Consider the following 13,099-nt stretch of genomic DNA (forward strand, 5'->3'; position numbering starts at 1 on the left):
GGGGTCGGGGGAGAGGGCAAGCAGCTCAACCCGCGACTGCCTCGAATTGAACCGCCTCGCCCCCCGGGAGCACGCGCCGCGTCAGTCTCCGGCAATCACCTTCAGCAGCACGTCGAGTTCCACCGGCTTGACCAGATGCACATCGAAGCCCGCGGCGGCGGTCTGATCCCGGTCCGACGCCTGGCCGAAGCCGGTCAATGCCACGTAGCGCGTGCCGGACAGCGCCGGCATGCCGCGCAGCGCGTGGATGACCGCGAAACCGTCCATGCCGGGCATGGCCAGGTCGATCAGCGCCACGTCGGGCCGTACCCGCGCGGCGGCGTGGATGGCTTCCATGCCGTCGTAGGCAATGGTCACTTGGTGGCCCGACATTTCCAGCAGGATCGACATGCTGTCGGCCGCGTCGCGGTTGTCGTCCACCAGCAGTACGCGGCGCCCGTGGCCGCCGCCATGGCCGGGGCCGTCGTCGCTCCGGGGCGTTTCGGCCGCAGGCGCCAGCGGCAGCTGCACGGTGAACGTGGCGCCCAGCCCTGGGCCTTCGCTGGTGGCGGCAATCGATCCGCCATGCATTTCCACCAGCGAGCGGCACAGCGACAGGCCGATGCCCAGCCCGCCCTGCGCGCTGCTGCCGGGCCGGTCTTCCTGCGCGAACAGGTTGAAGATCGATTCCAGCGATTCGCGCGCAATGCCCCGGCCGTGGTCGATGACCTGGATCACCAGCGTGCGAGCGCACCGACGCCGAGATGGCGATCTGCGCGCCCGGAGACGAGAATTTCGATGCATTGAGCAGCAGGTTCTGCATGACCTGGCTCAGCCGGGTACGGTCGGCGTACAGCGGCAGCGGCACGGTGTCGGCGGTCACCGTCACGGTCTGCGCCTTGGCCGCCAGGGCCGGATCGGCGGCCTCGATACCCAGGGCGATGATGTCCCGGGCGTCAACGGGCTCCAGCCGCAGGTCGATCTTGCCGGCGGCGATGCGGCCCACGTCGAGCAGGTCGTCCACCAGCCGCGTCAGGTGCGACATCTGACGCTCGACCAGGCCCACGCTCTTCTGCATGGCCTGCGGGTCCTCCGGGCGCATCTGCATGACGGTCAGCGCGTTGCGGATGGGCGCCAGCGGGTTGCGCAGTTCATGGGAAAGTGTCGCCAGGAATTCGTTCATGCGTCGTTCCGATTGCTCCAGTTCCTCCAGCCGCTTGCGCTCGCTCATGTCGCGCGTGATCTTGGCAAAGCCGCGCAGGGCGCGCGTATCGTCGTAGACCGCCGTGATGGTCACGCTGGCCCAGAACAGCGAGCCGTCCTTGCGCACGCGCCAGCCTTCATCCTCCACGCGGCCCTTCTCGCGGGCGATGAGCAGCTCGCGGCCGGGCTTGTCCGCGGCCACGTCGTCGTGCGGGTAGAACACCGAGAAGTGCTTGCCGAGGATTTCGTCGCGGCGATAGCCCTTGATGTACGACGCGCCGGCGTTCCAGCTGATGACATGCCCGGAAGGGTCGAGCATGAAGATCGCGTAGTCCTTGACGCTGTCGACCAGCAGCCGGAGGGTTTCCTCGCTCTGGCGCAGCGCCTCGGCGGTGGCGCGCTGCGCGGTCATGTCGCGCGTGACCTTGCCAAAGCCGGTCAGCTTGCCGTGATCGTCGTACAGGGCGGTGATGATCACGTTGGCCCAGAACTGCGTGCCGTCCTTGCGCACGCGCCAGCCTTCGTCCTCGAAGCGGCCCAGCCGTGCGGCGGCTTCCAGCTCCGTGTCCGGCCAGTGGCGCGCCTTGGCCTCTTCGGTATAGAAGCGCGAAAAATGCTGGCCGATGATTTCGTCGCGGCTATAGCCCTTGATGCGGGCGGCGCCGGCATTCCAGCTCATGACGCGTCCGGTGGCGTCGAGCCGGAAGATGGCGTAGTCGTAGATCGACTCGACCAGGAGGCGGTAGGAGGCGTCGTCGCCGGTGTCGCGGGGCGGCACCGGATCGGGGGCAGAACGGGACATGATCTGGGGGGTCTTGCATGTCTCTGGTTTGATCGTCTGAAAGGATAACCCGAGACAGGCCGTTCGCTCGAAGGCGCGGCAAATGTGTTGCAAATCAGCCGTCTGGGGCATGGACCGAATGCTTCTCACCCTCCAGACGGGTGACGCGCGCCGGCGCCGGCGGGGCCATCGATCGGCTGCCGCGCGTGGGCCGCCAGTCGGATAAAAGCTGACAGACCGGACGCCGCCGTTGGGTTAGACTCGAAAACTTCCTGCCCCGATGTCTCCCGCCGCGCCATGGCAGGCGCCGGAGATCGAGTGCCTGGACCCAAGGAGACGTCCCGCATGTATGCAGAGTCTGCGCTAGACCGCCGTACCCCCGATCACGGCTCCGACCCGGCCGCAGCCGGCTCCGCGTCGGCCGTACCCCCTGCGTTGCCCGAAGCGCCGCCGCGCGACCTGCGCCGTGTCCCCATCCATCCCGATTTCTGGTATCCGCTGGCCTGGTCGCGCGAGGTGAAGGCGGGCCGCGCCCATGGCGTGACATTCGCCGGCGACCCCATCGTGCTGGTGCGCACGGCCACCGGCAAGGTGTTCGCGCTGGAAGACCGCTGCGCGCACCGTCAGGTGCCGCTGCATGCCGGCGTGGTGGACGGCGAGTCGATCCGCTGCTGCTACCACGGCTGGACCTACGACTGCACCGGCCGCTGCATCGACGTGCCGTACCTGGGCAAGGAACGCCTGCCCAACGGCGTGCGCGCGTACCCGTGCCAGGAGCGGGCGGGGCTGATCTTCGTGTTTCCGGGCGATCCGGGGCTGGCCGAGCAGAAACCGCTGCCCGAGTTCGCGTCGGTGTCGGACCCCAAGTACAAGACGCGCCGCCTGGGCCGCGCGGTCAACTGCCACTATTCGTTCATGCACGAGAACCTGATGGACATGAACCATCAGTTCCTGCACCGCAAGCAGATGGGCATGATGCGGGCGCGTTCGCTGGGCCGGCGCCGTGGCGACGACTTTGTCGAGGTGGACTATGTGTTCGAGCGCGAGGGCGGCAAGCAGCCCGTGGGCGAGGCGCTGGTCTTCGGCAAGGACGGCGGCCAGAACAACAAGGACGTGATGACGGTGCGCACCGGCTATCCGTACCAGACGCTGCAGATCCGTTCGGGGTCCGGCACGCTGGTCATGGACCTGTGGATCGTCTACGTGCCGCTGGACGCCGCGCAGCGCACCAATCGCACGTTCGGCATGCTGTCGATCCGCCGGCCGGGCATTCCGCTGCTGCTGGATGCCGCGTGGCCGCTGCTGGTGTGGTTCACCGAGCGGATCTTCAAGGAAGACCGCGAGATCGTGGAGATGGAGCAGGCGGCCCATGACCGCCAGGGCGAGGACTGGAACCACGAGGTGTTTCCGGTCATCAAGGAACTGCGCGATCTGCTGCGCCAGTGCGGCGCCCGCACGGTGATCCCCATCCACCCCGTACCGGCCGGGCCAGGCTGAGCCAAGCCGGGTGTTCCGGGCGCCCGGGGTGCCCCGGGCCGGCCGGAATGCCGGGGCGTCCGGGATACGCGGGCAAAGTCAGGCCTGGATGGCCTGGGACAGCGTCGGATAGTCGGTGTAGCCCTGGGCCGGCTCGCCCGCGCTGCCATACAGCGTGGTCGGGTCCACAGCGTTCAGCGCGGCACGCTGCTTCAGGCGATCCACCAGATCCGGGTTGGCGATATAGGCGCGGCCAAATGCCACCGCGTCGGCGTCGCCACTCGCCAGCACCGCCTGGGCGGCATCCTGGTCGAACCCGTCATTGGCGATGATCGCGCCGCCAAACGCCTGTTTGATCTGCGGCAGCAGCGCACCTTCCCCCTGCGTTTCGCGCACGAACAGGAAGCCCAGCCCACGCTGTCCCAGCGCCTTGGCCACGTAGCCGAACGTTTGCGCCGGCTGGGTCTCGCTCATCGAATGGCTCGGCGAACGCGGGGCCAGGTGCACGCCCACACGGCTGGGGTTCCAGACCGCCGTGACGGCGTCTGCCACTTCCAGCAGGATGCGGGCGCGGTTTTCGACCGATCCGCCATAGGCATCGGTGCGGACATTGCTGCCGTCCTGCAGGAACTGGTCCAGCAGGTAGCCGTTGGCGGCATGGATCGTCACGCCGTCGAAGCCGGCGGCCTTGGCATTGGCCGCGGCACGCCCGAAATCGGCCACGACATCGGCGATTTCCGCCACGGTCAGCGCGCGCGGCACCACGAACGGACGCTGCGGACGCAGCAGGCTGACGTTGCCGCCGGCCGCGATGGCGCTGGGCGCCACCGGCGTGCGGCCATCAAGCAGGCTCGGGTCCGAAATGCGGCCGACGTGCCACAGCTGGGCCACGATTCGGCCGCCGGCACGGTGCACGGCATCGGTCACCTGTTTCCAGCCGGCAACCTGTTCGTCGGACCACAGGCCCGGCACGTTCGGGTAGCCCACGCCATCGGGCGACACGGGCACGCCTTCGGAAATCAGCAGGCCGGCGCTGGCGCGCTGGGCGTAGTACTCGGCCATCAGCGCGTTGGGAACATGTACCGGATCGGCGGCGCGCAGACGCGTCAGCGGCGCCATCACGATACGGTTGGGCAGGTGCAGGTCACCAATCTGGAGCGGATCGAAAAGGGTAGTCATATGCTTATGCGGCTGGGCTATAAGGCTTTCAAAATGAAAGTATCGAAAGCATAGCAGCGCGCGGTAAGATCGCTATCGTTGTTTCCGTACATGTCCGTTGTTCATGCTGGAACAATCACGGGAGGGGGCATGATGCATGTCACGCACGCTGCGCTCAGGCAGGTGAGCCGGCCGCTGATGGTGATGCTGGCGCTACTGATGGGCGCCTGCGCCGGGTTGCCGCAACGACCGCCGCTGGCGCCCGAGATGGCACTGCAGGACACCGGCGACACCATGCTGGCGCGCGGCATGGCGCCCAGGCTGGCGGAACATCCGGGCCAGTCGGCCTTCTATCCGCTGCTGTCCGGTACCGATGCCCTGGCAATGCGGATCGCCCTGGCGCGCACCGCGCAACGCAGTCTCGACGTCCAGTACTACATTTTCGATGCCGACAACACCGGCCTGACGCTGCTGGCCGAGATCATGGCCGCCGCCGACCGGGGCGTGCGGGTGCGGGTGCTGCTGGACGATATCCACCTGGCACGGCAGGACCACGCGCTGTCCGCCGTGGATGCCCATCCCAACGTCGAAGTGCGGGTATTCAACCCGTTCGCCAGTCGCAATGTGCGGCTGTTCGAGTACGTGACCGACTTTCGGCGCATCAACCGCCGCATGCACAACAAGTCACTGACGGCCGACAACCAGCTGACCATCGTGGGGGGGCGCAATATCGGCGACCAGTACTATGGCGCGGCCGACACCGATTTCACCGATCTCGACCTGCTGACCGCCGGGCCGGTGGTGCCCGAGGTGTCGGCCGTGTTCGACGACTTCTGGAACAGCGAGGCCGTGTATCCGCTATCGGCGATGGCCAAGCCGCTGAGCGGCGACGAGGCGGCCACCCAGCAGCAGAAGCTGCGCACCTACCTGGACGAGCACGCCGTGAACATGCGGGCCACGCCCTACGGGCAGTCTCTGCTGGAAACCGGCATCGTGCAGCTGCTGCGCGACAACAAGCTGCCGGAGTACTGGGGCCAGGCCACCGTGATTGCCGACCGCGCGGCCAAGGTGCTGCTGCCGCCCGAGGACGACTCCACCCACGCGATTCCGAAGCTGGTGAAATTCCTGGAAGGCGCGCAACACGACCTGACGCTGATCTCGCCGTACTTCGTGCCGCCGGACGCCGCCATGACCTGGCTGACCGACATGCAGAAGCGCGGCGTGCAGGTGCGCATCCTGACCAATTCCTACGGCGCCACCGATGTGTCCGCGGTCCATGCCGGCTATGCGCCCAAGCGCAAGGCGCTGCTCAAGGCCGGCGTCATCCTGTACGAGCTGAAACCGACCGCCTATGCCGAGATGGCCAAGCAGAAGCGTCACCGGGGCCCGGGCGGAAGCAGCCGCGCCAGTCTGCACGCCAAGACCTATATGGTCGACCGCCACGAACTGTTTATTGGATCGCTGAACCTGGACCCGCGCTCGGCACGGCTCAACACGGAGATGGGCATCGTCGTCGACAGCAAGGAACTATGCGACATGCTGTCCCAGGGCGTTGACGATGCGATGCTCGACGCGGCGTACCAGGTCGTGCTGAGCGACGACGGAGAATCGCTGCAGTGGGTGACGCGCGAGGGCGGGGTGGTGCGCACCTACACCAGCGAACCGGATATGAACGGGTGGGACAAGTTCAAGCAGGGCGTGCTGCGGCTGCTGCCGGTGGAAGAGCAGCTTTGAACATTTGACGGGGTGGTCGCCGCGCTCCCATGCAGGGGAGCGGGCGGGAGAGTGCAGCGAGAGGCGCTGGGGGCGGGCAAGCCCGCACGCCGATGGCGCCCGTGGACATCAACGATGCAGCAGTTCGCGGAAGCCGGCGATCAGCCGGTGCATGTCGGCCGCCGTCAGCGCGCCCATGGTCGAGATCCGGAACAGTTGCGAAGACAGGCCGCCCTGGCCGGCATAGATGACGAACCCGCGCGCCTTGAGGCCGTCGTGCAGTTGCTCGTACGTGACACCTTGCGGCAGCTTGTACGCGCGCAGCACCACCGACGACTGCGCTGCCGGCCACAGGGCCTCGATGCCCAGCGCCGCCAGCCCGCTGCGCACTTCCTCGGCCAGCGCGGCATAGCGTTGGTGGCGCGCTTGCCAGCCGCCTTCGTCGCTGTGCTCGCGCAGCGCCTCGACCAGCGCATAGAACGCATGGACGGACGGCGTGAACGGCGTGTTGCGCTGGTCCTGCTGCTTCGCGTACCGGGCGATATCGAGGTAGTAGGTGCGGCTCACCGCATGGGCCAGCGCCGCGCGGCGCACGATCACGAAGGCCGCGCCGGGCACGCCGTGCAGGCACTTGTTGGCGGTGGCTGCCACGGCGTCGATATTGCCGCTGAAGTGGATCGCCTCGGCGCCGAAGCTGCTGACCGTATCGGCCAGCAGGCGCACGCCGCGCGCCTGGCACAGCGCATCGATGGCCGGCAGGTCGTTCAGGCGGCCCGTGGTGGTCTCATGATGGATCACGGCCAGGTGGGTGATGGCCTTGTCAGCCGCCAGCGCCGCGTCGATGCGGGCCAGGTCCGGGGCTTCCATCCACTCGTGCTTCACCACCGTGTGCGGGATCTGGTACTGCGTGGCGATCTGCGCGATGCGCTCGCCATAGACGCCGTTCTGCACGATCAGCAGCTTGCCTTGCGCCGGGACCAGCCCGGCGATCATGCTTTCCAGCGCCGCCGTGCCGGAACCGGTCATCAGCACCGCCGTCCAGGCGGCCGGGTCGAGCCCGTAGATGTCCAGCAACCGTTGGCGCGCTTCGTCCTGCAAGTCGAAGAACTCGCTTTCACGGTGGCACAGGTCTGTTTGCAGCAGGCTCTTGCGGACGCGTTCGGACAGCGTTACCGGGCCGGGATTCAGAAGCAGCATGTGTTCTCTCAAGCGGGTTGGAGTCAGGCGTGGCTGGCGTTGCCCTGGTTGGCGCCAATCTGGCGGCCCAGGCGCGTGGACACCTGCACGGGCGTCACCGAGGGGCGCGGCAGGTCGTCCGGCGAGCCGGGGCGCGTCTGCAGGCACACAAAGTTCGGGCCCGCCGTGGCCGTGGCCGCACGGGCCAGCACGGCGTCCAGCATGGCCAGGTTGTCGCCCTCGATGGCCGACGCGTAGCCACACGCCGCCGCCACACCGGCAAACGACACGTTGTGCGACACCGTGGCCTGTCCGCCCGTGGAATCGTGGGCGTTGTTGTCCAGCAGCACGTGCGTCAGGTTGGCCGGGCCATAGGCGCCCAGCGTGGCAAACACACCCATGCGCATCAGCGCGGCGCCGTCGCCATCGACCGCCACCACCTTCAGGTCCGGGCGTGCGAGGGCCAGGCCGAGCGCGAACGGCGTCAGGCAGCCCATCGATCCCACCATGTAAAGCTGGTTTGGCCGGTCGTCCAGCGCGTAAAGCTCGCGGCCGCAAAAGCCGGTCGATGCCAGTACCACGGTCGAATCGACTGGCGTATGGGCAATCACGCGCTGCAGCGCATCCGTGCGGCTCGGCAGCGTGGCGGCGCCGGTGCGGGACACTTCCGGCAGCGCCCTGTCACGTGCGATGGGCCCCTTCTGCGACTTGAGCGGGTAGGGTGCGACGCTGCCCTTCTGCATGATCAGCGCGTACGGGCGGCCCGTGGCGTCCATATGGGCGATGGCCCGATCCAGCGCCGGGCCCACGGCCTGCGGCTCGGTGGGGAACAGCTCCCACGGGATGTCCATCGTGTCGAGCATCTGGGGCGTTACCGGACCCATCAGCGCGTGCTGCGGTTCGTCCGCCGCGCCGCCGGGCTGGCCGCGCCACGTGACGATCAGCAGCTGCGGCAGGCGGAACGTCCAGGTCAGCGACGTCAGCGGGCTCACCGCGTTGCCGAGGCCCGAGTTCTGCATCATCGTGATGCCGCGCACGCCATCGCGCGCCCCCTGCGTCACCCCGGCGATAAACGCCACGGCATCGCCTTCGTTGGCGGCCGACACGTAGTGCAGCGACGGGTCCTGCACCACGTAGTTGATGAACGGCGTCAGGTACGAGCAGGGCACGCCCGCATACCACTCGAAGCCGCGCTCGCGCGCGGCTTCCACGAACTGGACCGCCTCGATCATTGAGCGGCCTCGCCGTTGCCCACCGCGAACGGCGTCTGGCCGTGCGCGAAATCGCCGGCGCGGCGGAAGTCTTCCAGGTCGTTCACGCCACGCCAGTGGCCGTGCACGTACTTGACCTCCACCTGTTCGCCGGCGGCGACCAGCGCGTTGAGCAGGTCGGGCAGGTCCAGCTTGTCGAAGTCCGGGCGCTGGCGCAGTTCGCCCAGCAGCGTCTGCAGGCGAGCGCGGCCTTCGCCACGCACGTTCATCAGGCCGATCCAGCGGCCGTGCGGGGCGTCGCCGGCCGGCACGTCGTCCGAGATCTTCTTGAGCAGCACCTTCTGGCCGAACAGGTCGCGGTCGTCCGATGCCGAGCACCAGGCAAAGTCACGCACGCTCTGGTTGGACGGCGCCGATTCCGACGAATCGATCACCACGCTGAACGGCGCATCGGTGTCCACCAGGTCGCGCAGGATGTAGCTGCGGAACAGCAGGTCGCCATAGGCGATCACGGTGTCGTTCTGCAGCGTGTCGGCGGCGGCCGCCAGCGACGCCAGCTCGCCGGTTTCGGCATAGCGGTCGTTGCGCACCAGGTTGATGCCGGCCGCGTCGATGGCCTCGGCCTTGTAGCCGCCCACCACTGTGATGTCGTTGATGCCCTGGTTCTTGAAGCCGTCCACCAGCCAGCGCAGCAGCGGCTTGCCGGCCACCGGCAGCATGACCTTGGGCTTGTCCTCGGTCAGCGCCTCCAGGCCCTTGCCACGGCCTGCGGCCAGCACCACGGCCGAGCCCGGCGCCTGGCCGCCGGTCAGGTAGATCTTCTCGGCGGCCGAGTATTCGTCGGCATCCTGCAGGCGGAAGATCTCGTTGACGGTGGCGATGCGGTCTTCCACATTGACCAGCGTCTGGTTCTCGTAGATATCCTTCGCCACGGCCTGCATGCCCGATGCGGCCACGCGGATCAGGTGGTTGGCCCAGATGATCAGGCTGATGCCAGCCTTGCGGAACACGTCGGTCGGCGTGCTGTAGTACTTGGTCGGCACGATCACCAGCGGGGCGCGGTTGCCCCATTCGCGGGCGAACGTCACGATCTCGTCGGCCTTCGACAGCTTGCTGTGGATCAGGATGGCGTCCGCGCCAGCCTGGCGGTAGGCCTCGGCGCGGCGCAGCGCTTCTTCCATGCCCCAGCCCGCGATCAGGGCCTCCACGCGGGCCACGATCGAGAAGTTGTCGTCGGCCTGCGAATCCTTGCCGGCCTTGATCTTGCCGCAGAACTCGTCAATATCGGCCAGCGGCTGCTGCTCGCCGCCGATGAAGCTGTTTGTCTTCGGGAAGATCTTGTCCTCGATGCAGACGCCGGCAATGCCGCGCTGCTCCAGCTTGCGTACCAGGCGGCGCACGTTGTTGAAGTTGCCGTAGCCGGTGTCGCCATCCAGCAGGATGGGCAGGTCGCTGGCGTCGGCCATGAACTCCAGGTTGTCCACCACCTGGGTCCAGCTGGCCTCGTTGTTGTCGCGCACGCCGAACTGGGCCGAAATGGCCAGGCCGGACGCCCAGATGCCCTTGAAGCCGGCCTCGCGCACGATGCGTGCGGACAGGCCGTTATGGGCTTCCATGATGAATTCGAGCTCGTTCGAGAGCAGCATCTGGCGCAGTCGCGCGGCGCGCGACAGGGGCACCGAAGTTCCGGAGTTGGCGAGCAGGTTCGGGTCGATGGCGTTCATTGGGCGATTCCTACAGGCAGAAGTTGGGGCAGGACTTCAACGGCTGCGCGCGAGACGTCGCCGGGAAAATCGATTTCGATCCACGGGGCGCCGGTCACGTCGGCAGTGTCGAATACGTGGGACTGTTCCAGCAGCAGGTCGCGCACGGCTTCCTCGTGCGGCATGTTGGCGCGGCCCGAGTCGACGTAGCCCTTGACGATGTCGGCCAGGCGGCGCGCGCAGTCTTCCTTGAAGCGGAAGAAGCCGACCGACTCGCCGATGGTGTCGTACTGCAGGTCGGCCATGAGCTGCTTGCGCAGTTCCACGGGCACGCCGTCCTTCAGGCACAGCTTCACGGGCTCGTCGCCGGCTTCGAAGTCGCGGTCGATCAGCAGGCGGTTCACGGTGTCGCCGGCCACCAGCTTGGCCATGATGCGCTCGTCGTAGAGCACGTCGGCGTCCATCAGCAGCACGTCGTCGCCGCGCGTCATGGCGTCGGCCACGGTATGCACGGTCAGCACGCTGCCCAGGTCGTAGCGCGTGTTGATCACGATTTCGAGGTCGCGGCCGATTCGGGCCAGCTCTTCCTTGACCTGGTCCGGCTCGAAGCCGAGCGCCAGCACCACTTCGGTCACGCCGGCCGCATCGAGCAGGCGCAGGTGACGTTCGAGCAGCGTGAGCCCGTCAAAGCGCAACAGGCATTTCGGGAACTGCTTGCCCGGCTGTTGCTGAAGTCGCAGGCCAAGGCCCGCGGCAAGAATGATTGCTCGCATCACGTTGTTCTCATGAGAAATGAATGTGGCCGCGCTAGCCTCGATCCGCCGCCAGGGCGTGCGCGGCGCGACGGCGCTGGAACTTCCGTTCGCTGAAATGCAGATACACCAGTCCGGGAATGCCGAGCACCAGCTCGCGCACGCGCTTGGCCAGCGACAGCGCCAGCGCGGCGTCGGGCGGCAGGCCCACCAGCGGCGCCAGCAGCAGGTAGCCGCCTTCCTGCGCACCGAGCGACCCCGGAATGGCAAACGCGGCACCCCGGATGGCCTGGCCCACGCTTTCGAGCAGCAACGCCTCGTGCCAGTCCACCGGATGCCCCAGGAAATAAAGAATCAGCCAGACCTCGCCGGTGCCGGCGATCCAGCCCAGCAGGTTAAGCCCGAAGCTGGCCGCAACCTTCTTGCGGTCGCGATACAGTTCCCGAATCGCACTGTCCACGGCGTCTGCACGCAGGGCCAGCCCGGCCCAGCGGCCCGGCCTGGCGTCGCTGCCGTCGCTGCCGTCGTTGGCTGCGGCTTGCGTCGCATCGGCGCGCTTGCCGAACAGTTTCTGCCCGATGCGCATCATGCGGCCGAACATCCCGCGCCGCTGCAGCACGCAGAACGCCAGCACGCAGGCGCCCAGCACCACGGTCACGGCGATGATCGGGGTACGGTACTCGGACATGTCGCCGTTGGCGCCGAACACGGCAATGCCCAGCAGCGCGAACAGCATCTGCGACAGCGCCTGGGTGGTGGTGCTGACGGTGATGGCGGCCGCCGCGTCGCGCATGCGCGCGCCGCGCTGCGACAGGTAGCGCACCATCAGCACCGGCCCGCCGATCTGGCCGGCCGGCAGCAGGCTGTTGACCGATTCGCCGGTCCAGCGCGCCTTGAGGGCGCTGCAGAACGACCCGTGGCGGGTCTTGCGGTCCATCAGCACGGCAATGGCGCCGGCATCGAGCGCCAGCGGCACCAGATGGAACGCGGCCACCACGGCCAGGCCCCAGCCGGCCGACATCAGCGTGGTGGTCACCGCGCCAAAGCCCTGCCAGGCCAGCAGCCCCACGAACAGCGCCGCGCCTACCGACAGAAAAATGAAAGCTGCACGATTCACGCTGCCAACTACCTCGCTGACTTCCCGCCCAGCAGGCGCCGGAACACCTGGCGGAACCCGAAGTACGCCACGGCGTCCTTCATGTTCGAGATGAAGCGCAGCCACGGGCGCATGCCCGGATCGGTCACATATTCGAAAGTCAGCGACACGCGGATCTCGTTCGGGCCGGCCGGCGTGATGCGGTGGCGCAGCTTGTCGCCGTCGAACAGCACGATGCCGCCCGGCGGAATCTGCACCGAGCCCGGTTCGTCCGCGATGTCGGGGTTGCGCGTGTGGAGTTCGTAGTCGAGCCGGCAGGTCGATTCGTCCAGCACGCCGATCAGCAACGTGTAGCGCCGGCCGTCGTAATAGGACGTGTCGTAGTGCCAGCCGATGTGGTCGCCCTGGCGCGTGTAGTAATAGAGCGCGTAGGCGTGCGGATCGGTTTCCGGGCAGACCTGGAGCTTGTCGCCGGTCACGGCTTCCAGCCAGCCGATCAGCGCCTTCGAGCGATACAGCTCGGCAATGAACGGGGCCTTTTCGTCGATCGTGTGGCGGCTGACGCTGCCGCCCTGCTTGTGGCCGGGCAGGTAGTTGCGGTTCAGGCCGGACTGCAGCGCGCGGGCCAGCGTCACCAGCTGGGCGGTCTCGTCCGGGCCCAGGAACTTGTCCAGGTACAGGAACGCGCCCTGGCGGTCGAAGTCCTGGCGCAGGGCGGGGGTGTCCAGTTGCGACACCACGCTGGCCACGGCGGCGTCCGGGCGGCGCGTGGCCGGACGTCCGGCCACGGCTTCGGCTTCGCGCGCCAACTGCGGGGCGATGGCGATGTCGCCGGTAACTTGCTCTGGCAT

The 13,099-nt window shown here is 67.7% G+C and carries 9 protein-coding genes and 1 pseudogene; 2 read left to right on the top strand and 8 right to left on the bottom strand.

Annotated features, from left to right (window positions below; translation table 11 throughout):
• Window positions 1-81 precede the first annotated feature (81 nt).
• A pseudogene (locus tag AC3FJ6_RS17265) lies at window positions 82-1,984 on the bottom strand (PAS domain-containing hybrid sensor histidine kinase/response regulator).
• A 324-nt stretch (window positions 1,985-2,308) separates the two neighbouring features.
• Between AC3FJ6_RS17265 and AC3FJ6_RS17270 the strand changes: the two are divergent.
• On the top strand, window positions 2,309-3,460 hold the full coding sequence (locus AC3FJ6_RS17270) for an aromatic ring-hydroxylating oxygenase subunit alpha (RefSeq protein ID WP_153950131.1): 1,152 nt from the start codon (window positions 2,309-2,311) through the stop codon (window positions 3,458-3,460).
• A gap of 78 nt (window positions 3,461-3,538) precedes the next feature.
• Here the strand turns inward: AC3FJ6_RS17270 and AC3FJ6_RS17275 are convergent, their stop codons facing one another.
• Window positions 3,539-4,618 (bottom strand): alkene reductase, encoded by a 1,080-nt coding sequence (locus AC3FJ6_RS17275; RefSeq protein ID WP_488772985.1) that lies wholly within the window; start codon window positions 4,616-4,618, stop codon window positions 3,539-3,541.
• 129 nt (window positions 4,619-4,747) lie between these two features.
• On the opposite strand from AC3FJ6_RS17275, the gene AC3FJ6_RS17280 reads away from it, so the two are divergent.
• Window positions 4,748-6,331 (top strand): phospholipase D family protein, encoded by a 1,584-nt coding sequence (locus AC3FJ6_RS17280; RefSeq protein WP_488772986.1) that lies wholly within the window; start codon window positions 4,748-4,750, stop codon window positions 6,329-6,331.
• 108 nt (window positions 6,332-6,439) lie between these two features.
• Here AC3FJ6_RS17280 and AC3FJ6_RS17285 read toward each other — a convergent pair whose 3' ends face one another.
• From AC3FJ6_RS17285 to AC3FJ6_RS17310, 6 genes are read right to left on the bottom strand one after another with little or no spacing between them, the layout of a single operon-like run.
• Window positions 6,440-7,507, bottom strand: coding sequence for a 2-aminoethylphosphonate aminotransferase (locus AC3FJ6_RS17285; RefSeq protein WP_488772987.1), 1,068 nt, complete (start codon window positions 7,505-7,507; stop codon window positions 6,440-6,442).
• Window positions 7,508-7,530: 23 nt separating this feature from the next.
• On the bottom strand, window positions 7,531-8,718 hold the full coding sequence (gene aepY / locus AC3FJ6_RS17290) for a phosphonopyruvate decarboxylase (protein WP_488772988.1): 1,188 nt from the start codon (window positions 8,716-8,718) through the stop codon (window positions 7,531-7,533).
• Complete coding sequence (gene aepX / locus AC3FJ6_RS17295) at window positions 8,715-10,421, bottom strand: phosphoenolpyruvate mutase (RefSeq protein ID WP_153950136.1); 1,707 nt, start codon at window positions 10,419-10,421, stop codon at window positions 8,715-8,717. Before aepX ends, aepY begins: the two co-directional genes overlap by 4 nt.
• Window positions 10,418-11,173, bottom strand: a complete 756-nt coding sequence (locus AC3FJ6_RS17300) for a phosphocholine cytidylyltransferase family protein (RefSeq protein WP_488772989.1) — start codon at window positions 11,171-11,173, stop codon at window positions 10,418-10,420. The genes aepX and AC3FJ6_RS17300 overlap by 4 nt, the downstream gene beginning before the upstream one ends.
• 34 nt (window positions 11,174-11,207) lie before the next feature.
• The gene (locus tag AC3FJ6_RS17305; protein WP_488772990.1) at window positions 11,208-12,269 is read right to left on the bottom strand and encodes a lysylphosphatidylglycerol synthase domain-containing protein; all 1,062 of its coding nucleotides are present in this window, start codon (window positions 12,267-12,269) and stop codon (window positions 11,208-11,210) included.
• A gap of 8 nt (window positions 12,270-12,277) precedes the next feature.
• The gene (locus AC3FJ6_RS17310; protein ID WP_488772991.1) at window positions 12,278-13,099 is read right to left on the bottom strand and encodes a HalD/BesD family halogenase; all 822 of its coding nucleotides are present in this window, start codon (window positions 13,097-13,099) and stop codon (window positions 12,278-12,280) included.

It is taken from the genome of Cupriavidus sp. 94F1, assembly GCF_057798875.1.